We start from the raw sequence: 19,941 nt of genomic DNA, 5'->3' as shown, positions 1-19,941 counted from the left end.
TTGGTGTCCCTTTCAGGTGTCGTTCTCCTCCACGTCGGCCATCGCCGGGTCCAGGAGCCGGGAGAGGAAGTGGCGGGTGCGCTCATGGCTCGGGGCGCCGATGACCCGGTCCGGGGTGCCGTCCTCGACGATCACTCCGTCGTCCATGAAGATCACCCGGTCGGCGACCTCACGGGCGAAGGTCATCTCGTGGGTGACGACCATCATCGTCATGCCCTCCCGGGCCAGCATCCGCATGACCGCGAGCACGTCGCCCACCAGCTCCGGGTCGAGGGCCGAGGTCGGCTCGTCGAAGAGCATCACCTCGGGGCCCATGGACAGGGACCGGGCGATCGCGACGCGCTGCTGCTGCCCGCCGGACAGGGAGGCCGGGTAGGCGTCCGCCTTCTCGGCGAGGCCCACGCGCTCCAGGTTCTCGGCGGCGACCTTCGCCGCCTGCGCCTTGCCCCGCCGCAGGACCCTGCGTTGCGGCAGCGTGAGGTTCTCGGTCACCGTGAGGTGCGGGAACAGGTTGAACTGCTGGAAGACCATGCCGATACGGCGGCGGACGGCGTCGATGTCCACGTCGGGGTCGGTGAGTTCGGTGCCGCCGACGAAGACCTGGCCCTTCGTCGGCTCCTCCAGAAGGTTCACGCACCGCAGCAGCGTGGACTTGCCCGAGCCGGACGGCCCGATGACGCACACGACCTCGCCCTGGCCGATCTCCAGGTCGATGCCCTTGAGGACCTCGTTGTCGCCGAAGGACTTGTGCAGGCCCTTGACCTCGATCTCCGGTCGGCTCATTTCACGGCCTCCTGGGCCTTGGCCTCCATACGACGGACCACGAACCCGAGCGGGATCGTCACCAGCAGGTAGCACAGCCCCGCGACGAGGATCGGCGTGGAGTTGGCGGTCGTACTGGCCAGGTCGCGGCCGTACTTGGACAGTTCGCGCTCCTCCAGGGTGACGCCGAGGAACAGCACCAGGGAGGAGTCCTTGAAGAGCAGGACGAGTTCGTTGGTCAGCGGCGGGAGGATGATCCGGAACGCCTGCGGGATGATGATCGAGATCATCGCGCGGGCCGGTGAGAAGCCCAGTGAACGGGCCGCTTCCAGCTGTCCCTTGGGCACCGCCTGGATGCCCGCGCGGATCGTCTCCGCCATGTAGGCCGCCGCCACCAGGCCGAGGGCGAGGGCGACCTTGCCGTAGGTGCCGCCGATGATCTCCGTACCGGGAAACGCGAGCGGTACGGCCACGCCGATGAAGATGAAGATCAGCAGTGCGGGCAGCCCGCGGAAGATCTCGATGTAGACGCCGGCGAACCAGCGGTAGGGGCCCACCGACGACAGCCGCATCAGCGCTATGACCATGCCGAGGACGAGTCCGACGACGAAGCCGGACAGCGTGTAGAGCACGGTGTTCTTCAGCGCCAGGGTGATGACGTCGGGGAACATCTGGTCGGCGATGTCCGCCTGCGCGAACTGGTTCTTCAGCCGCCCCCAGTCCGCCGAGACCGCGAAGGCGATCACGGCGGCGACGAACAGGGCGTACTGGACGCCGCGGGACAGACTGCGCTTCTGACGCCGAGTCAGACCCTTTTTGCGAGGCTGGACTTGCGTGTCCGCCGCGGTCATGATGCGGAGGGAGATGCGACCGACTCGTCGTACGGGCCGATCCACTTCTCGTAGAGCTTCTTGTACGTGCCGTCGGCCTTCGCGTCCGCGAGCGCCTTGTTGACGGCGGCCAGCAGCTTGGTGTTGCCCTTCTTCACGGTGAAGCCGTACTGCTCGCCGGTGTTGATGTTGTCGGCGACCTGGAAGGCGTCGGCGTTGGCCTTGTTCTTCAGCCAGCCCTGGACGACCGGGTAGTCGATGACGACGGCCTTGACCTGGCCGGAGCGCAGGCCGTTGAGGACGGCGTCGGAGGACTCGAAGGAGACCGGGTCGAAGCCCTGCCCCTTGACGTAGTCCTCGCCGGTGGTCTGCGCCTGGGCGCCGAGCTTCACCTTCTTCGCCTTGGCGGCGGCGAGCGAGGAGATCCCGCTGCCCTTGGCGACCAGGAGGGCCTGGGTGGCGTCGAAGTAGGGGTCGGAGAAGTCGACGTTCTTCTTGCGCTCCGCGGTGATGGTCATGCCGGCCGCGGCCAGATCGCACGAGCCGGAGTTGAGGAAGGCGCCGGTCTTGAAGTTCTCGAAGGGCGTGTCGAGGATCTCCTGCTTCACGCCGAGGTCCTTGGCGACCAGGTCGATGAGGGAGACGTCGAAGCCCTGGACCTTGCCGTCGATCTCCGACTGGAAGGGCGGGTACGGCAGGTGGGTGCAGGTGGTGAGCTGTCCGCCCTTGACCAGTTCGACCCCGCCCGCGGCGGTCTTCGAACCGCTGCCGCCGTCGTCGCTGGAGGTACAGGCAGCGACGAGCAGGAGCCCGGCCGTCGCGGTGGTGGCGGCCAGGACGCGGGTCCGGCGCCCGGAGAGGGTGTTCACGGAAGGCCTCCTGTGGGGGAACTGTGGGTTCCGATTATAAGGAAAGGTTTGAGTGTCTCAAACCAAACCGATGGTCGCGAGGCCGTTCAGCCTAAGAAGTCGCCGGTCGCCGGGGGGTGATCGGGAACGGTTACGCTCGTTCACGTCTACCCCAGAGAGCGAAGAGAGCACCGTCGTGACGCACCCCTTCCTGGACCTGGCCCCGCTCGGCGCGGCACAGTTCGCCTCGATCGAGGACCGCGTGGCGCGGCTGCTGCGCACCGAGCAGGATGTCGTGATCATGCAGGGCGAGGCGCTGCTGCCGCTGGAGGGGGCGATCCGCTCCGCCGCCGGTCCGGGGACGACCGCACTGAACGTCATCACCGGTCCGTACGGGCAGACCTTCGGGAACTGGCTGCGGGACTGCGGCGCGACGGTGATCGACCTCGCGGTGCCGTTCCACACGGCGGTGACGGCCGAGCAGATCTCCGCGGCCTTCGAGAAGCACCCGGCGATCGACTTCGTGTCGCTGGTGCACGCGGAGGCGGCGACCGGCAACACGAACCCGGTCGCGGAGATCGGAGAGGTCGTACGGCGGCAGGGTGCCCTCTTCTACCTGGACGCGGTCGCCTCCGTGGGGGCCGAGCCGGTGCTGCCGGACGCGTGGGGCGTGGACCTGTGCGTGATCGGGGCGCAGAAGGCGATGGGCGGGCCGGCCGGTGTGTCGGCGGTGTCGGTGAGCGAGCGGGCGTGGGCCCGGATGGCCGCGAATCCGGCAGCGCCGCGGCGGTCGTACCTCTCCCTGCTGGACTGGAAGGAGCGCTGGATCGACGGCGGCCGCAAGGCCCTGCTGCACGCTCCGGCACAGCTGGAGATGCTGGCGCTGGAGGCGTGCGTCGAGCGGATCGAGGCGGACGGGCTGGACGCGGTGATGGCCCGGCACCGGGCGGCCGCGGCGGCGACGCGGGCGGGGGCGCGGGCGCTGGGCGGGGGTCTGGAGCCCTACGTGTACGAGGACCGGGAGGCCGCACCTGTCGCCACGACGCTGCGCTCCCCCTCCGGCCTGGTGGCATCGGAGCTCGTCGCCCGCGCCCTCGCGTCCGACCCCACGCTGCCGCTGGCCGCGGGCGGGGGCGCGCTGGCCACGGAGATGATCCGGGTCAACCACTACGGCCTGGACGCGACACAGGGAGCCGTACGGGCGAGCCTGGCGGCACTGGGCGCGGCACTGCACGAGAAGGGCCTCACGGTGGACGTGGAGGGCGCGCTGCGGGCGTCGGAAGAGGCGTGGCGCTAGGGGTTCATTGACCCATGGCCTCTTACGGGAACGCATCGACGGGGTTACCGCTGCATAATTGCTGGAGTAATTCCGAGCTTTATCAGAGATTAGCGTCCCGTTTTCTTCTGCCCGCTTTCCCTCGGCCTAAACGCAAAGATTCTGCGAACGCGAACCGGCTGAATTCGGGGAGATCTCGTGGTGGTTACATGCTTGTGACGCGTTACACATCTTGATCAATTTGCCCCTTATTTGATGGGCGTACTGGTGCATAACGGTCACTTCTTGTGCGTCGGTGCGCGCACGCGTGATAACACATGAAGCATCCGTTCGTAACCCCACCCGGCGATGCATTTTTTAATTTCGCTCGGTAAATTCGATTCGCATGATTGCCGCACAAGCAGACCTGCAAATCGACCGACCGACGGTCGCGGACGGAGCCGCGCTGTGGCGGATCGCCCGCGACTCCGAGGTCCTCGACCTGAACTCGTCGTACAGCTATCTGCTGTGGTGCCGCGACTTCGCCGCCACGTCGGCGGTGGCACGCAACGACCGCGGGGAGCCGATCGGCTTCGTCACCGGGTACGTCCGCCCGGACCGCCCCGGCACCCTGCTCGTCTGGCAGGTGGCGGTGGACTCGGCGTACCGCGGCCGCGGACTCGCCGCCGCCCTGCTCAACGGCCTCACCGCACGGCTCTCCGCCGAGCGCCCGCTGACCACCGTCGAGACCACCATCGCGCCGGGCAACACCGCCTCCGAGCGGCTGTTCACGGCGTTCGCAGAACGCCATGGCGCCCACCTGGAGCGTGAGGTGCTGTTCGACACGGGCCTGTTCCCCGACGGGCCGCACGACCCCGAGGTCCTCTACCGCATCGGGCCCCTCTCCCACGCTTCCGCCACCCCCTCCGCCTGACCCCCCGCGCACCCCCACGCACCCCCACGCACCCGAGGAGCGATTCGTCGTGACCATCACCCAGCCCGACCTCAGCGTCTTCGAGACCGTCGAGTCCGAGGTGCGCAGCTACTGCCGCGGCTGGCCCACCGTCTTCGACCGCGCGCAGGGCAGCCGCATGTACGACGAGGACGGCCACGCGTACCTGGACTTCTTCGCCGGCGCCGGTTCACTGAACTACGGCCACAACAACCCGGTGCTGAAACGCGCGTTGATCGACTACCTGGAGCGCGACGGCGTCACGCACGGGCTCGACATGTCGACCACCGCCAAGCGCGCCTTCCTGCAGACCTTCCAGGACCTGGTGCTGCGGCCGCGCGACCTGCCGTACAAGGTCATGTTCCCGGGCCCGACGGGCACCAACGCCGTGGAGGCCGCGCTGAAGCTGGCGCGGAAGGTGAAGGGGCGCGAGGCCATCGTGTCCTTCACCAACGCCTTCCACGGGATGTCGCTGGGCTCCCTGGCCGTCACCGGCAACGCCTTCAAGCGGGCCGGCGCCGGCATCCCGCTCGTCCACGGCACCCCCATGCCGTTCGACAACTACTTCGACGGCACGGTCGAGGACTTCCTGTGGTTCGAGCGGCTGCTGGAGGACCAGGGGTCCGGACTCAACAAGCCGGCCGCCGTGATCGTGGAGACCGTGCAGGGCGAGGGCGGCATCAACGTCGCCCGCAAGGAGTGGCTCCAGGCCCTCGCCGCGCTGTGCGAGCGGCAGGACATGCTGCTCATCGTCGACGACATCCAGATGGGCTGCGGACGGACCGGTGCCTTCTTCTCCTTCGAGGAGGCCGGCATCACCCCGGACATCGTCACCGTGTCCAAGTCCATCAGCGGCTACGGCCTTCCGATGTCCCTGTGCCTGTTCAAGCCGGAGCTGGACATCTGGGAGCCGGGCGAGCACAACGGCACCTTCCGCGGCAACAACCCCGCCTTCGTCACGGCCACCGCCACCCTGGAGCAGTACTGGGCGGACGGTTCCGCGATGGAGAAGCAGACCCGCGGGCGCGGCGAGCAGGTCGAGCAGGGCCTCATCTCCATCACCGAGGAGAACCTGGCCGACATCAAGGAGTACCGCGGGCGCGGCCTGGTGTGGGGCCTGGAGTTCCACGACAAGGACCGCGCGGGCCGGGTGGCGCACCGGGCCTTCGAACTCGGGCTGCTCATCGAGACGTCGGGCCCCGAGAGCGAGGTCGTGAAACTGCTCCCGGCGCTCACGATCACCCCCGAGGAACTGGACGAGGGGCTCAGCGTCCTCGCCCGTGCCGTACGGGAAACCGCCTGAACCACTGTCTGAACCACCGTCTACGTAGGAGGCATCGCAGCACCGTGATCGTCCGTTCTTTCAAGGACATCGAAGGCACCGACCGCCACGTGAAGGCCGCGTCCGGCACCTGGGAGAGCAAACGCATCGTGCTCGCCAAGGAGCGGGTCGGCTTCTCGCTGCACGAGACGATCCTGTACGCGGGTACGGAGACGTCGATGTGGTACGCGAACCACATCGAGGCCGTCGTCTGCGTCGAGGGCGAGGCCGAGCTGACCGACCACGAGAGCGGGCAGACGCACTCGCTCACGCCGGGGACCATGTACCTCCTGGACGGCCACGAGCGGCACACGCTGCGGGTCAAGGAGGACTTCCGCTGCATCTGTGTGTTCAACCCGCCCGTGACCGGCCGGGAGGACCACGACGAGAACGGCGTCTACCCGCTGCTCACCGAGCCCGAGGAGGTGTGACCGCATGACCACCGCCACCGTCACCGATCTCTACCCCAGCCGCGGCGCCACCGAGGTGTCGCTCCCCCGCCAGGACCCGGTCGTCTGGTCGGCACCCGGCGCGCCGGGACCGATCGCCACGGCCGAGCTGGAGACCTTCGAGCGCGACGGCTTCCTCGCCGTCGACCAGCTCATCGGCCCGGACGAAGTCCCGCTGTACCGGCGCGAGTTGGAGCGCCTCGTCACCGACCCGGACATCCGCGCGGACGAGCGCTCGATCATCGAGCCGAAGTCCAAGGAGATCCGCTCGGTCTTCGAGGTGCACAAAATCAGCGAGGTGTTCGCGAACCTGGTGCGCGACGAGCGGGTCGTCGGCCGGGCCCGGCAGATCCTCGGCTCGGACGTCTACGTCCACCAGTCGCGGATCAACGTCAAGCCCGGTTTCGGGGCCAGCGGCTTCTACTGGCACTCCGACTTCGAGACCTGGCACGCCGAGGACGGCCTGCCCAACATGCGCACGGTGTCCGTCTCGATCGCGCTGACCGAGAACTACGACACCAACGGCGGACTCATGATCATGCCGGGGTCGCACCGCACCTTCCTCGGGTGCGCGGGTGCCACCCCGAAGGACAACTACAAGCAGTCGCTGCAGATGCAGGACGCGGGCACGCCGTCGGACGAAGCGCTGACCGCGATGGCCTCCGAGTACGGCATCAGGCTGTTCACCGGCAAGGCCGGTTCGGCGACCTGGTTCGACTGCAACTGCATGCACGGCTCCGGCGACAACATCACGCCGTTCCCGCGCAGCAACGTGTTCATCGTGTTCAACAGCGTGGAGAACCAGGCCGTGGAGCCGTTCGCGGCTCCGATACGGCGACCGGAGTTCATCGGCGCGAGGGACTTCACGCCGGTGAGGTGACCCTGCGGTGACCCTCGGGGGGTGACCCTCACAGCCATGACAGCGACGCGGCCCGCTCCAGTACGTTCCGTACGGCGGCCGCGTCGCCCGTCGTTTCCCGGGGGACGGTGTCCGGCGCGTACCGGCCGCCGACGAGCAGGCAGAAGTCCACGGCGTCCAGGGTGAGTTCGGCGGCCACGGGGTCGCTCTGCGAGCCCAGGACCCACTGCTCGCCGCCCCGGACCGCGAACAGCACGGGCGGCGCCCCGGCCCCGAGGGTCCCGCCCAGGATGCGGACGGCCAGCCCGACCAGCCGCCCCTGGGCGGGCCAGGAAGTGCTCGGTGACGGGCAGCCTGAGGCCCATCAACAGGGTTGTGCCGACGCCGAGTTCGGGGTCGCGGGCATGTGGCGTGCCGAGCAGCGCGGCCGCCTGCGCGGACCAGTCGGCGACGGTCTCCTCGGGCGTACGGCCGTACTCGTGGGCGATCACCTCGGCGGTACGCCTCTCCCAGGCGTCCGTCCAGTCCGCGTCCTCGTCGATGCGCGCTCCCGGCACCCGGGCGTCGATACCGAGCCGCAGGGCCAGGTGTTCGTCGGCGGCGAGCAGATGGGCGACGGTGGCGTGCACGTCCCAGTCGTGCACGACGGGGGTGGACCAGCGTCCCGCCATCTCGGGCAGCAGCGCCTCGAGTCCGGCGACGGCGGCCGCATAGGCGCGAAGACCTCCTGCGCGACGTCCTCGGCCGCGGCCGGGCTGCGGGTCACGCGCAACGCGACCGCCCGCACCAGCCCGCCGTACGCCCGGTACGCCTCGGCCGGCGCGGACTCGTCGCCGTACACCAGCCGCCGGTGCAGCTCCGCGTCTGCGGGTCGCTGTACGGACGTCGTCCCGTCCGTGGACTCCACGGCACCACCACCCCTTGGTGCCCCTTCCTGGCGTCCCGCGCGGCCTGGCGCCAGCGGTTCAGGGAGACAGGGCGTCCAGGAGCCGGTCGACGTCCGCGGCCGTGTTGTACAGATGGAAGGAGGCGCGCAGGTTGCCGGCGCGGTTGGACACCTCGATGCCCGCCGCGCTCAACTCGGGCTGTTTCAGGCCGAGTCCGGGCACGGACACGATCGGCGAGCCGGGGGCCGGCAGGGGTGCGTGGCCGAGGGCGGCGAGTCCGGCGCGGAAGCGGTCGGCGAGGGCGAGGTCGTGGGCGCGCACGGCGTCCACGCCGAGTTCCTCCAGGAGTTCGAGGGAGCGGCGGGTGCCCGTGTAGGTGAACAGAGCGGGGCTGACGTCGAACCGCCGGGCGGAGTGGGCCAGTTCGGCGACGGGGCCGTAGCAGCTGTCCCACGGGATCTCCCCCGCGACCCAGCCGGCGAGCACCGGCCTCAGATCGCCGAAGTCCTCCGGGACGGCGAGGAAGGCCGCGCCGTGCGGGCCGAGCAGCCACTTGAAGGTGGTGGAGACGGTGTAGTCGTACGACTGCGCGTCCACCGGGAGCCAGCCCGCGGCCTGCGAGAAGTCGACGTAGGTGCGGGCTCCGTGTGCTTTGGCCGCCTCTCGCAGGGCGGGCAGGTCGGCGATCCGGCCGTCGGCGGACTGGGCGGCGCTGACGGCGACGAGGGCGGTGCCGGGGCGGACGGAGTCGGCGAGCCGTTCCAGCGGCACGGCGCGGACCTTGAGGTCGCCGCGGGTGTGGAAGGGGTTCACGACGGAGGTGAAGTCGTCCTCGGCGGTGAGGACCTCGGCGCCCGGGGCCAGCGAGGCGGCGACCAGGCCCGAGTGGGTGGACACGGACGGTCCCGCCGCGACCCGGGTGACCGGGACGCCGGCGAGCCGGGCGAACGCGGCGCGGGACTGCTCCACGTCCTCGAACAGCGGATCCAGCGGCCTGCCCTCGGCGCGGATCAGCGCGGCCTCCTGGAGGGCGGTCACGGTGCGGGCGGGGAGCAGGCCGCTGCTCGCGGTGTTGAGGAAGGTGTTCTTCGGGGTGAACTCGGCACGGACGAGGCTCTCGAAGGTCTCCATGGATCCACTGTGGGGCCGGGAGACCTGTCGGTCCATTGCGTTTTTCTTCGTGGTTTCGCCAAGGAACGCTTATACATCCGCGCCGACCTGCGTGTTTGTCAGCCGTGCTGGGGTACGGCGCACCCGTCGGGGCCGCAGGCCTCCGCGCCGGTGTCGCCCTGGTCGATCAGCTGCAGCGGGGAGCGGTTGGCCCAGGCCTGGGTGAGGGCCTGGGTGAAGACCTCGGCGGGCTGGGCGCCGGAGACGCCGTACGTGCGGTCCAGGACGAAGAAGGGGACGCCGTTCGCGCCGAGCTCGGCGGCCTCGCGCTCGTCGGCGCGGACCTCGTCGGCGTAGGCGGTGGGGTCGGCGAGAACCTTGCGGACCTCGTCGGCGTCGAGCCCGGCCTCGACGGCGAGCTCGACGAGCCGCTCGTCGCCCTCGGTGAACAGGGACTTCTCCTCGGCGAAGTTGGCCCGGTAGAAGATCTGGACGAGCTCATCCTGCCTGCCGTGCTCCTTGGCGAGATGCAGGAGGCGGTGCAGGTCGAAGGTGTTGCCGTGGTCGCGGTCACGGGTCCGGTAGGCGAGGCCCTCGGCGGCGGCCTGGGCGCCGAGGTTCTCCTCGCCGGCCTGCGCCTGGGCCTGGCTCATGCCGTACTTCTTGCTGAGCATGGCGAGGACGGGCTCGACGTCGTTCTTGTCCCGCCCCGGATCCAGCTCGAACGACCGGTGCACCACCTCGACCCCGTCACGGTGCGGGAAGGCCTCCAGCGCCTTCTCGAAGCGGGCCTTGCCCACGTAGCACCACGGGCAGGCGATGTCGCTCCAGATCTCGACGCGCATGTCTACGGCTCTCTCCAGGTCGGACGGCTGCGGAGGCTCCCCCGCTCAGTGGGTGAACATTCAAGCAGCGGGTCTCATTCCCCGGGTGGCTGCACCTGCTCAGGGGCGCGGGGCCGTTTCGATGTGCGGCTCCGCCGCGTGGCGCGACCAGCCCCCTCTCACCCGCGGCCGCCCGACCACCGAACCCGGCACCCCGCGGGTGGCGCCCGGCTCGGGCCCAGCGCAGCGCTCAGGTACCGTCCCGCAGATCCGCCGGCCATTCGGGTCGGTACTCGATGTGGTCGTACGTCACCACGCAGCCCTCCCCCATCGGTGACTGGGCCATGAAGCCGACCAGGGCCGCGTCGGTCTCCTTCTCGTCGCCGAGGGTGAAGAGGCGGACGAAGGTCCAGTGGCTGCCGTCGCGGGAGGCGTGGAAGGCGAAGGCGCGGCCGGTGCGGCTGACCCGCAGCCACACCGAACTGCCGTCCACGGTGAAGGAGTTGCAGTCGTCGGAGTGACCCCGGGTGACGACCGTGCAGACGGTGGGGACGTCCGGCGAGTTCTCCAGGCAGAGTTTGGCCCAGGCCCGCTCGCCGACATGGACGTACAGGACGCCCGCGTCGAAGGATCCGTTGAAGCCCACGGTGACGCGGGCTATCAGCTGGAAGTCCCCCTCGGGGGCGCCGAGCAGACGCGGCGCGTCGGCGGCGGGGTCCAGGGACTCTCCGGTGGGCGGCACGAACCGGTCCTGCCGGGGGCCGGCCCAGCCGGAGAGAAAGCCGTCCTCGTACTTCCAGTGCCCGTCGGGGCCGTAGGTGCGGAGCGAGAAGGGGAGTTGGGGAAGGTCGACGTCCATCCTCAGAGTTTTCCAGTTCCCTCTCCGCGGGCGGCCCTCGGGTGCCTAGCGCTCCAGAACGTTGTTGAAACGCCGGGGCACACCCAGCGGGTTGTCGTCCCTCAGCTCCGGCGGCAGCAGGGCCTCCGGCGCGTTCTGGTACGCCACCGGCCGCAGCCAGCGCTCGATCGCCGTGCCGCCCACCGAGGTCGATGTGGAGGTCGTCGCCGGGTACGGGCCGCCGTGCTGCTGGGCCGGGGCCACGGCCACGCCCGTCGGCCAGCCGTTCACCAGGACCCGGCCGGCCAGCGGGGTCAGCTCGGCCAGGATCTCGGCGCCGCGCCCCTCGCCCGCGGCCTCCTGCTCCGACAGGTGGACGGTCGCGGTGAGGTTGCCCGGAAGCCGGGACAGCACGGCGCGCGCCTGGTCGTCGTCCTCGTAGCGGGCCACCACGGTGACCGGGCCGAAGCACTCCTCCAGGAGCAGGTCGTACGCCCCCTCTTCGGTCAGTTTCTCCGCCGCCACCGTGAGGAAGCCCGCGCTGACCGTGTGCTCGCCGCCCGCGCCGGGCGTCACCGGGGTCTCGACCTCGGGGAGCTCCGCGCGCTCGGCGACGCCGGCGACGAAGTTGTCCCGCATGCGGTGGTCGAGCAGAACGCCCGCGTCCGTGTCGCTGACCGCGTCGGTCAGGGACTTCACCAGGCCGTCGCCCGCCGCACTGGACGGCACGAGGACCAGGCCCGGCTTCACGCAGAACTGGCCGACGCCGAGAGTCATGGAGCCGGCGAGCCCGGCACCGATGGCCTCGGCCCGCTCGGCCGCAGCGTCCTCGGTGATCACGACGGGGTTCAGGGAGCCCAGCTCGCCGTGGAACGGGATCGGCACCGGACGCGCGGCCGCCGCGTCGAACAGGGCGCGGCCGCCCTTCACGGAACCGGTGAAGCCGGCGGCGGCGACCAGCGGGTGCTTGATCAGCTCGATGCCGGCCTCGAAGCCGTGCACGAGACCCAGCACGCCCGCGGGGATGCCGTGCTCGTCGGCGGCCCGGCGCAGCACGGACGCGACCAGCTCGGACAGACCCGGGTGGTCGGGGTGGGCCTTGACGACGACCGGGTTGCCGGCCGCCAGCGCGCTCGCGGTGTCGCCGCCGGCGACCGAGAAGGCGAAGGGGAAGTTGGAGGCCGAGTACACGGCGACGACGCCCAGCGGCACCTTGTAGCGGCGCAGGTCCGGGATCGGCGGGGTCGCGGTGTCGTCGGGGTGGTTGATCACCACGTCGAGGAAGGCGCCCTCGTCGACGATGTCCGCGAAGGCCCGCAGCTGGTAGCAGGTGCGGGCGAGCTCGCCGGTCAGCCGGACCGGGCCGAGCGCGGTCTCGGCGTCCGCGGCCTCGACGAGGTGCTCCTTGGAGCCCTCCAGCTTGTCGGCGGCGGTGCGCAGGAAGGCCGCGCGGACGGTGCGGTCGGCGAGGGAAGCACGCGCGTCGTGCGCGGCGCGGACGGCGGCGTCCACCTCCTGGGCTGTGGCCTCCACCGCAACCTGCTCACGCTGCTTCCCGGTTCGGGGGTCGACACTCCAGACTGGTGCTGCTGCCACCGCGGGTCCCTCCAGGTGTATCCGGGTCATCCACCAGGACTGTTCGATATGCTGAACGCTGTCTCTGATGGTGAATATGCTGTTGGAGACTATATAGCTGGGTTCCCGTCGAACGAAGGGGTCAAGGGCGATGTCGGCTGGCGAGACGGGCGGCGGGTCACAGGTCAAGTCCGCGGTACGGACGGTTGAACTGCTCGAATACTTCGCCGGACGTCCCGGCATGCACTCCCTCGCGGCGGTCCAGGAGGCCGTCGGGTACCCCAAGTCGAGTCTCTACATGTTGCTGCGCACGCTGGTCGAGCTGGGCTGGGTGGAGACCGACGCGACGGGCACGCGGTACGGCATCGGGGTGCGGGCGCTGCTCGTCGGCACCTCGTACATCGACGGTGACGAGGTGGTCGCGGCGGCCCGGCCGACCCTGGACCGGCTCTCCGACGACACCACCGAGACCATCCACCTGGCCCGTCTGGACGGCACGAACGTCGTCTACCTGGCCACCCGGCAGTCGCAGCACTACCTGCGGCCCTTCACGAGAGTCGGCCGCCGGCTCCCGGCGCACTCCACCTCCCTCGGCAAGGCGCTGCTGAGCACGTACTCCGACGAGCAGGTCCGCAAGATGCTGCCGGAGACCCTGCCCGCGCTCACCGAGCACACGATCACCGACCGCGAGAAGCTCATCGAGGAACTGCACCAGATCCGGGAGCAGGGCTTCTCCGTGGACCGCGAGGAGAACACACTGGGGCTGCGCTGCTTCGGCGTCGCGATCCCGTACCGCACGCCCGCGCGGGACGCGATCAGCTGCTCGGTGCCGGTGGCACGGCTGACCCCGGCGCACGAGCAGATGGTGAAGGACGCGCTGTTCGACGCCCGGGACCGGCTGACACTGGCCACCCGTAGGCTCTGAGGCATGCAGATCGTTCTCCGCGAGGTTCATGACAGCGATCTGCCGGTGTTCTTCCGGCAGATGAACGACCCAGAGGCCCTGCACATGGCGGCCTTCACCCCGAAGGACCCGGCCGACCGGGACGCCTTCGACGCCCACTGGAAACGGATCCGGGCCTCCGCGGACGTGCAGCGCACGATCCTGGCCGACGGGGACGTGGTGGGCAGCGCTGCCGTGTACGGCGAGCCGGGCGAGCGCGAGGTGACGTACTGGATCGACCGCGCCTACTGGGGGCGCGGCATCGCCACGGCGGCCCTGGGTGAACTGCTCGCCCAGGTCCCCGAACGTCCCCTGTACGCCCGCGCGGCCGCCGACAACGCCGCCTCGCTGCGGGTGCTCCACAAGTGCGGGTTCCGGGTGGCCGCCCAGGCGTCCGGGTACGCCCACGCCCGCGGTGCGGAGATCGACGAGTTGGTGCTCACGCTGGACGCGTGAGCACCGCCGTGGATGAACGTCCGATGAGAAAAGCGGATGTTCGGGAACGATTCGTCCGCCGTTGATCGTCTTGTCAGTGGGATGAACAAGACGATCAGGCGCGCATCGGTCTTCGCGCTGCTCCTGGTGTTCGCTCTGCTGATCCGAGCGACCTGGGTGCAGTTCTACGAGGGCCAGGCACTCGCGGACGACAACGACAACCGGCGGAACGCGATCGAGACGTACTCCTCGCCGCTCGGGAACATCGTCGTGGCCGGAAGGGCCGTGACGGGTTCCGAGAGGACGACGGACAGCGACCTCGCGTACAAGCGGACGTACACCAACGGCAAGCTGTACGCGGCGGTGACGGGCTACGCCTCGCAGGCCTACGCCCCGACCCAGCTGGAGGGCATCTACGCCGACCTCCTCAACGGCACGGACAGCCGGCTGAAGACCGCCATGGACACGATCACCAACCAGCGGGCCGAGCCCGGTGATGTGATCACGACGATCGACCCGGCCGTGCAGAAGGCGGCCTACGACGCGCTCGGCGGCAAGAAGGGCGCGGCCGTCGCGATCGACCCGACGACCGGCAAGATCCTGGCGGTCGTGTCGACGCCTTCGTACGACCCGTCCTCGCTGACGGACGCCAACACCGCGGGCGGCGCCTGGAAGCGGCTCACCGCCGACTCCGACAAGCCGCTCACCAACCGCGCGCTGCGCCAGCCGCTGCCGCCCGGTTCGACGTTCAAGCTGGTGGTGGCCGCGGCCGCGCTGGAGGACGGTCTCTACTCCTCGGTGGACGAGAAGACCGTGAGCCCGGACCCGTACACCCTGCCGGGCACGGTGACCCCGCTGGGCAACGAGAGCGCCTCGGCGCCCTGCGAGAACGCCTCGATCCGGGTCGCGCTGGAGTACTCCTGCAACACCGTCTTCGCGAAGATGGCCGTCGACCTCGGCCAGGACAAGGTGCGGGCGACGGCCGAGAAGTTCGGCTTCAACGACGCCGAGCAGGACGTCCCGGTGCGGGCCTACGAGAGCGTCTACCCGTCCGGCATGAACAAGTCCTCGACGGCCCTGACCGGTATCGGCCAGTACGACGTCACGGCCACCCCGCTCCAGATGGCCATGGTCTCCGCAGCCATAGCCAACGGCGGCAAGCTGGTCTCACCGCACATGGTGTCGACGATCACCGACCATGGCGGTGACGTCCTGAAGAACTACGACGACGAGGCGGCCACGACGCAGGTCGTCAGCTCGGACACGGCGGAACAACTCCAGTCGGCGATGCAGTCGGTGATCCAGGACGGCACCGGCACCAACGCCCGGATCGACGGCGTCACGGTGGGCGGCAAGACGGGCACGGCCCAGCACGGCGAGAACAACAGCAAGACCCCGTACGCCTGGTTCACCTCCTACGGGAAGGCCGAGGGCAAGGAGGTCGCCGTGGCGGTGGTGGTGGAGCAGTCGAACGCGGCCCGCTCGGAGGTGAGCGGCAACGGACTGGCCGCCCCCGTGGCCAAGGCCATGATGGAGGCGGCCCTGAAGAACTGAGCCTTCCCCGGGGTTACTTGGCGCCGAGGATCTGCTCGATCGGGTCGATCGCGAAGTACACGAGGAACAGCGCCGAGGCGGCCCACAACAGCCAGTGGATCTCCTTGGCCTTCCCCAGCACCGTCTTGATCACGACGTAGGCCAGGAAGCCGGCCCCGATGCCGTTCGTGATCGAGTAGGTGAACGGCATCACAGCGATGGTCAGGAACGCCGGGATCGCGATGTCGTACTTGTCCCAGTCGATGTGCTTGACCTGAGTCATCATCAGGAAGCCCACGGCGACCAGGGCGGGAGCGGCGGCCTGGAGCGGGACGATGGTCAGCAGCGGGGTCAGGAACAGGGCCAGGCCGAAGAGCCCGCCGGTGACCAGGTTCGAGAACCCGGTGCGCGAGCCCTCACCGACGCCCGCCGCCGACTCGATGTAGGACGTGGCGGAGGACGCCGACGCCGCGCCACCGGCCACCGCCGCCGCTCCGTCGATCAGCAGGACCCGGCCGAGGTTGGGGACCTTGCCCTCCTCGTCCAGCAGCCCGGCCTCCGCGGTGATCCCGACGACCGTGCCCATCGTGTCGAAGAAGTCGGACAGGATCAGTGTGAAGATCAGCAGGACGACGGTGACGATCCCGACGCCGGGCGCGCTGAAGGAACCGAACAGGCTGAAGTGGCCGATCAGTCCGAAGTCGGGGGTGTCGACGACCTTGTCGGGCCACTCCGGCGTGGTCAGCCCCCAGGTCTTGATGTCGGCGATCGAGTTGATGATCATCGCGAGGACGGTCATGGACATGATGCTGATCAGGATCGCGCCCTTGACCTTGCGCGCGAGCAGCCCGATCGTCAGCAGCACCCCGAGACAGAAGACGAGGATCGGCCAGCCGGTGAGCGCGCCGGTGCCGCCGAGCTGAACCGGCACGGTGGTGTTGGCGGCGTCGGGGATACGGCTGACGAACCCGGCGTCCACGAAGCCGATGAACGCGATGAACAGCCCGATCCCGACACTGATCGCCTGCTTGAGCGGTTGCGGGATGGCGTGCATGACGGCCTCCCGCAGTCCGGTCACCACCAGCACACAGATCAGCAGCCCCTCCAGGACGACCAGGCCCATCGCGTCGTCCCAGCTCATCAGCGGGGCTATCTGGAAGGCGACGACCGCGTTCAGCCCGAGCCCGGCGGCGAGCGCGAGCGGCAGGTTTCCGCCGACGCCCATGACGATCGTCATCACCGCGGCCACCAGAGCCGTCGCGGTGGTCAGCTGGACCGCATCCAACTGGTGCCCGAACTTGTCCTTCGCACTGCCGAGGATGATCGGATTCAGGACAAGGATGTAGGCCATCGTGAAGAACGTGGCGAAGCCGCCGCGTGTCTCACGGGCGAGGGTGGATCCCCGTTCGGAGATCCTGAAGTACCGGTCGACGGACATGGTCGATGCTCCCTGGTGCCTGAATGATCGGTGTGCGGATGCTGGCTGGATTGTTCCTGTGTTGAACGCGCTTCAGGTTTTCCTCGTGTTACGGATTCGGGGATCGCCCTGTCATACCTTGTTCGAAGACCCGTACGAGAGCATGTACTCGGACACTGCTACGCTTCCGGATCTCCGTCCGGCGACTCCCGGATGATCACATGTCATTCACATGACACACAAAGGAGAGGGAGCCCGTGGGCACAGTCGTCGACGACGCCGCCTCCGTGGAGTTCCACGCCTTCTTCGAACGCCATTACGCCGAACTGTCCCGCCTCGCCCTGCTGTTGACCGGCGAGCCGGACGCCGCGGACGACCTGGCGGCGGACGCGTTGCTGGCCCTGTGGCACCGCTGGGACCGGGTGCGCGCGGCCGACCACCCGGCGGCGTACGCGCGCGGAGTGGTCGCCAACCTGGCCCGTACCCGCATCCGCAGCGCGGTCCGTGAGCGCCGGCGCATCGCCCTGTTCTGGTCCCAGCGCGAGGAGAAGGTCGACAATCCCGACGTGGCGGGCACGGTCGACGTCCAGGAGGCGCTGCGCAGGCTGCCGTTCCGCAAGCGGGCGTGTGTCGTGCTGCGGCACGCGTTCGATCTCTCCGAGAAGGACACCGCGCTGGCCCTCGGAGTGTCGGTCGGTACGGTTAAGAGCCAGACCTCCAAGGGAATGGCCGAGTTGCAGCGGCTGCTCGGCCCCCAGAACGCTCCGCTGAGGATGCACGCCGCGATGGCGCGCACCGGTGACGCCGGAGGAAGGGACCGATGACCATGCGGCGGGACGTGCACGGCGACCTGCGCGCCCGGCTGCAGGACGCCGCCGGGGCACACGAGCCGAACCGCGAGCGGATCCTCGCCCGGATCGAGCGCGGCATGTCGGAACAGACCCGCCCCGACCACCGGGCGACCCGGCCGCCGGTCTACGGCTGGGTGCGGGTGGTGAGCGCCACGGCCGCGGTCGCCTGCGTGCTGGGCCTCGGCGGTTACGCGGTGGCGTCCGCGGTGAAGGACGAGCCGCCCGCGCAGAAGTCGGTCGCCGCCACGGGCACGCCCAGCTCCTCGCCCGACGCCACGAGCCGGCCGCCCGCCCAATCGGCGGATCCGAGGCCGAGCAGCACCCCCACGCACCGGGCCGAGAGGCCGAGCGGTACGCCCTCGGGCACGCCGAGCACCTCCGGCGGGGTACAGGCGTCCGGCGCCGAGGACGGCCCGCTGTGGTCGGACGGCTCGGTGGACCCGCACAGCAACGAGTTCTGGGCGCAGAGCGATGTGACCTTCAAGACCTCCGCGCAACTGACCGCGCTCACGGTCGAGTTGAGGATCGCGCAGACCGGCGGTGTCACCGACACCGGCGCCTGGCGCTCGCTGCCCGAGGACGACTTCACGCTGACGGTCGCCGAGAAGGACGGTTTCCTCGTCTACACCTGGGTGCTCAAGGACGGCCGTACGGTCCCGAAGGGCGAGTGGGTGTTCGCCGGGCAGTACAACCACCAGCGCGGCGGCCGGGACGCGAAGGACGACGGCTACACGGCGACGGCGACCGCCAAGTCCGGGGACCTCGCCGTGAAGGGCGGCTTCGCGGCGCAGGACGACGGGTCCGCGGACGAAGGGGACTCGTAGGCCTCTTGCCGGAGTCTCACCGAGAAATCTCCGCGGGGCGGCAACCCTTTCCGCCTCAGCGGCCACTCAACAGGTGTATGGCATGGAACAACCATTCGGTCATCTTCAACGTCACTAGTAGTGCCGGGTAGACCGGCACCTCGCAGTACCCAGACCTGCCGGCCTGAGCCCCCCTCGGTCGGCAGCTGCCGGCTGGAGCCCCCCTCGGGCCGGCACGAGGAACGCCCCGCCTGTGACGACAGGCGGGGCGTTCCGGCGTTGTGCGGCTCAGTCCATCGCGGTGCCGATGGCGGCGGATCCGGTGGTCAGGAAGTCCGTCCGGGGCAGCGAACCGTCCGGACCGCGGGTGCCGTACGCCGTGGTGGCATCCGTCGACCGGAAGGCCGGAGTCGGCACCCGGGCGTCCCAGTTGTTCGCCGCGGACACCGTGGCCGGGCCCGGCTTCGGCAGGCCGCCCTTGTTGCCCACCGCGAGATTGCGCGCCAACCGGGCCTTGCCGGTGGCGAAGAAGAACCCGGCCGCACCGTTGGAGTACGCGGTGTTGCGGTTCAGCACGACCGCCCCGGTGTTGGAGTTCGAGGTGAACCCGTTCAGCGTGTTGCCCCAGGCCGCGTTGTTGTTGACGAGGTGGGCCACCGTGACGCCTCCACCGCCCAGCTTGAACCCGTTGCCGTTGCCCTCGAAGGCGCTGTCCCCCCACCGGTTCCTGCCGTTCCCGAAGGCCCAGCTGTGCTCGACGGTGACCGGCGAGGAGAACTGCCACAGGTCGAGCCCGTCGTCCGAATTGCCGTACAGGCGTGCCCCGGTGATCCTGTTGCCGGTCCCGGACCCGAACTTCACGGCGATCCCGTCGGCGTTCTGCCCGTGCCCGGCCGGGTCGTAGTTGCCGTGACTGTCCAGGTTCTGCACGAGGTTGTCGCTGGTCCCGTCGCCGCGCAGGGTGAATCCGGAGTCCCCGTTGTGCGCGGTGACGAGATTCTTGAAGACCCCGCCGACGGAGGAGGTGACGACCAGGCCCTGGGCCGGCGAGTTCTGGAAGGTGAGGTTCTGGACGGTCCAGTAGTCGCCGTGGATCCCCGCCAGCCAGGACCCGGCGGGCAGCCTGGACCCGTCGATCCTCACCTTCTCGCTGCCGTACGCCCGCAAGGTGATCCTTGCCGAACTCGTGCCGTTCGCCGTGGACTTGAGGGTGGCCGCCGGGGTGTAGGTGCCGGCGCGGACCTGGATGACCGTACCCGCGCTCGCGTTCCGCACCGCCGCCTCCAGCTGGGCCGTACCGGAGACGGTGACCGTCGTCGACGCGGCCTCGGCCCCGCCGCCCGACAGGCCGAGATACACACCGCCCGCGCCCGCGGTGACGGCGACCGCCGCGGCGAGGGAGAGCGTGCGGGTCCGGCGGTGGCGTCCGGTGCTGTGACGCACGGGGGC

Annotated in this window: 21 protein-coding genes; 11 read left to right on the top strand and 10 right to left on the bottom strand. The window is 69.7% G+C overall.

Annotated elements, in window-relative coordinates; genetic code table 11:
* Positions 1-12: 12 nt before the first annotated feature.
* The 3 genes from ACIRP7_RS14645 to ACIRP7_RS14635 are packed head-to-tail and all read right to left on the bottom strand — an operon-like array spanning position 13 to position 2,461.
* On the bottom strand, positions 13-783 hold the full coding sequence (locus ACIRP7_RS14645) for an amino acid ABC transporter ATP-binding protein (protein WP_403658170.1): 771 nt from the start codon (positions 781-783) through the stop codon (positions 13-15).
* The gene (locus tag ACIRP7_RS14640; RefSeq protein ID WP_403658167.1) at positions 780-1,613 is read right to left on the bottom strand and encodes an amino acid ABC transporter permease; all 834 of its coding nucleotides are present in this window, start codon (positions 1,611-1,613) and stop codon (positions 780-782) included. Before ACIRP7_RS14640 ends, ACIRP7_RS14645 begins: the two co-directional genes overlap by 4 nt.
* The gene (locus ACIRP7_RS14635) at positions 1,610-2,461 is read right to left on the bottom strand and encodes a transporter substrate-binding domain-containing protein (RefSeq protein ID WP_403658164.1); all 852 of its coding nucleotides are present in this window, start codon (positions 2,459-2,461) and stop codon (positions 1,610-1,612) included. The genes ACIRP7_RS14640 and ACIRP7_RS14635 overlap by 4 nt, the downstream gene beginning before the upstream one ends.
* A 175-nt stretch (positions 2,462-2,636) precedes the next feature.
* Here ACIRP7_RS14635 and ACIRP7_RS14630 point away from each other — a divergent pair, with 175 nt between their 5' ends.
* The 5 genes from ACIRP7_RS14630 to thpD all read left to right on the top strand — a co-directional run bounded on the left by ACIRP7_RS14630 (position 2,637) and on the right by thpD (position 7,297).
* Positions 2,637-3,737 carry a pyridoxal-phosphate-dependent aminotransferase family protein gene (locus ACIRP7_RS14630; protein WP_403658161.1) on the top strand — a complete coding sequence of 367 codons (1,101 nt, stop codon included), beginning with the start codon at positions 2,637-2,639 and terminating at the stop codon, positions 3,735-3,737.
* Between the two features lie 364 nt (positions 3,738-4,101).
* Complete coding sequence (gene ectA, locus ACIRP7_RS14625; RefSeq protein WP_403658158.1) at positions 4,102-4,629, top strand: diaminobutyrate acetyltransferase; 528 nt, start codon at positions 4,102-4,104, stop codon at positions 4,627-4,629.
* Positions 4,630-4,678: 49 nt separating this feature from the next.
* Positions 4,679-5,950, top strand: coding sequence for a diaminobutyrate--2-oxoglutarate transaminase (gene ectB / locus ACIRP7_RS14620; protein WP_403658155.1), 1,272 nt, complete (start codon positions 4,679-4,681; stop codon positions 5,948-5,950).
* Positions 5,951-5,994: 44 nt separating this feature from the next.
* The gene (locus ACIRP7_RS14615) at positions 5,995-6,399 is read left to right on the top strand and encodes an ectoine synthase (RefSeq protein WP_403658152.1); all 405 of its coding nucleotides are present in this window, start codon (positions 5,995-5,997) and stop codon (positions 6,397-6,399) included.
* Between the two features lie 4 nt (positions 6,400-6,403).
* Positions 6,404-7,297 carry an ectoine hydroxylase gene (gene thpD / locus ACIRP7_RS14610; protein WP_403658149.1) on the top strand — a complete coding sequence of 298 codons (894 nt, stop codon included), beginning with the start codon at positions 6,404-6,406 and terminating at the stop codon, positions 7,295-7,297.
* A gap of 28 nt (positions 7,298-7,325) precedes the next feature.
* On the opposite strand, the gene ACIRP7_RS14605 is transcribed toward thpD, so the two are convergent.
* On the bottom strand, positions 7,326-7,532 hold the full coding sequence (locus tag ACIRP7_RS14605) for a hypothetical protein (RefSeq protein WP_403658146.1): 207 nt from the start codon (positions 7,530-7,532) through the stop codon (positions 7,326-7,328).
* A gap of 155 nt (positions 7,533-7,687) precedes the next feature.
* Between ACIRP7_RS14605 and ACIRP7_RS14600 the strand changes: the two genes are divergently transcribed.
* A complete protein-coding gene (locus ACIRP7_RS14600) occupies positions 7,688-7,990 on the top strand; it encodes a hypothetical protein (RefSeq protein WP_403658448.1) in 303 nt (100 codons plus the stop codon).
* Positions 7,991-8,241: 251 nt separating this feature from the next.
* On the opposite strand, the gene ACIRP7_RS14595 is transcribed toward ACIRP7_RS14600, so the two are convergent.
* The 4 genes from ACIRP7_RS14595 to ACIRP7_RS14580 form a co-directional block, all read right to left on the bottom strand.
* A complete protein-coding gene (locus ACIRP7_RS14595; RefSeq protein ID WP_403658143.1) occupies positions 8,242-9,294 on the bottom strand; it encodes an aminotransferase class V-fold PLP-dependent enzyme in 1,053 nt (350 codons plus the stop codon).
* A 98-nt stretch (positions 9,295-9,392) separates the two neighbouring features.
* Complete coding sequence (locus ACIRP7_RS14590) at positions 9,393-10,118, bottom strand: DsbA family oxidoreductase (protein ID WP_403658140.1); 726 nt, start codon at positions 10,116-10,118, stop codon at positions 9,393-9,395.
* Between the two features lie 229 nt (positions 10,119-10,347).
* A complete protein-coding gene (locus ACIRP7_RS14585) occupies positions 10,348-10,956 on the bottom strand; it encodes a DUF1349 domain-containing protein (protein ID WP_352390482.1) in 609 nt (202 codons plus the stop codon).
* Between the two features lie 45 nt (positions 10,957-11,001).
* Positions 11,002-12,531 carry an aldehyde dehydrogenase (NADP(+)) gene (locus ACIRP7_RS14580; protein WP_403658137.1) on the bottom strand — a complete coding sequence of 510 codons (1,530 nt, stop codon included), beginning with the start codon at positions 12,529-12,531 and terminating at the stop codon, positions 11,002-11,004.
* Between the two features lie 130 nt (positions 12,532-12,661).
* Between ACIRP7_RS14580 and ACIRP7_RS14575 the strand changes: the two genes are divergently transcribed.
* From ACIRP7_RS14575 to ACIRP7_RS14565, 3 genes are all read left to right on the top strand, one after another.
* Complete coding sequence (locus tag ACIRP7_RS14575; protein ID WP_007381154.1) at positions 12,662-13,435, top strand: IclR family transcriptional regulator; 774 nt, start codon at positions 12,662-12,664, stop codon at positions 13,433-13,435.
* A 3-nt stretch (positions 13,436-13,438) separates the two neighbouring features.
* A complete protein-coding gene (locus ACIRP7_RS14570; RefSeq protein WP_403658133.1) occupies positions 13,439-13,909 on the top strand; it encodes a GNAT family N-acetyltransferase in 471 nt (156 codons plus the stop codon).
* A gap of 81 nt (positions 13,910-13,990) precedes the next feature.
* Positions 13,991-15,442, top strand: coding sequence for a peptidoglycan D,D-transpeptidase FtsI family protein (locus tag ACIRP7_RS14565; RefSeq protein WP_403658130.1), 1,452 nt, complete (start codon positions 13,991-13,993; stop codon positions 15,440-15,442).
* Positions 15,443-15,455: 13 nt separating this feature from the next.
* Here ACIRP7_RS14565 and ACIRP7_RS14560 read toward each other — a convergent pair whose 3' ends face one another.
* Positions 15,456-16,859 carry an NCS2 family permease gene (locus ACIRP7_RS14560; protein ID WP_403658127.1) on the bottom strand — a complete coding sequence of 468 codons (1,404 nt, stop codon included), beginning with the start codon at positions 16,857-16,859 and terminating at the stop codon, positions 15,456-15,458.
* A 236-nt stretch (positions 16,860-17,095) separates the two neighbouring features.
* Between ACIRP7_RS14560 and ACIRP7_RS14555 the strand changes: the two genes are divergently transcribed.
* Together ACIRP7_RS14555 and ACIRP7_RS14550 are read left to right on the top strand one after the other, a co-directional pair.
* Complete coding sequence (locus tag ACIRP7_RS14555; RefSeq protein ID WP_403658124.1) at positions 17,096-17,662, top strand: SigE family RNA polymerase sigma factor; 567 nt, start codon at positions 17,096-17,098, stop codon at positions 17,660-17,662.
* On the top strand, positions 17,659-18,513 hold the full coding sequence (locus ACIRP7_RS14550; protein WP_403658121.1) for a hypothetical protein: 855 nt from the start codon (positions 17,659-17,661) through the stop codon (positions 18,511-18,513). The genes ACIRP7_RS14555 and ACIRP7_RS14550 overlap by 4 nt, the downstream gene beginning before the upstream one ends.
* A 267-nt stretch (positions 18,514-18,780) precedes the next feature.
* Here ACIRP7_RS14550 and ACIRP7_RS14545 read toward each other — a convergent pair whose 3' ends face one another.
* Positions 18,781-19,935: a right-handed parallel beta-helix repeat-containing protein gene (locus tag ACIRP7_RS14545; RefSeq protein ID WP_403658118.1), complete on the bottom strand. Its 1,155-nt coding sequence runs from the start codon at positions 19,933-19,935 to the stop codon at positions 18,781-18,783.
* Positions 19,936-19,941: the final 6 nt, after the last annotated feature.

Origin of the sequence: Streptomyces sp. NPDC102270, assembly GCF_044766405.1 — a bacterium.
Classification (GTDB): domain Bacteria; phylum Actinomycetota; class Actinomycetes; order Streptomycetales; family Streptomycetaceae; genus Streptomyces.
The sequence above is the reverse complement of the archived record's forward strand: the minus strand, read 5'-3'. Positions and strand labels throughout refer to the sequence as shown.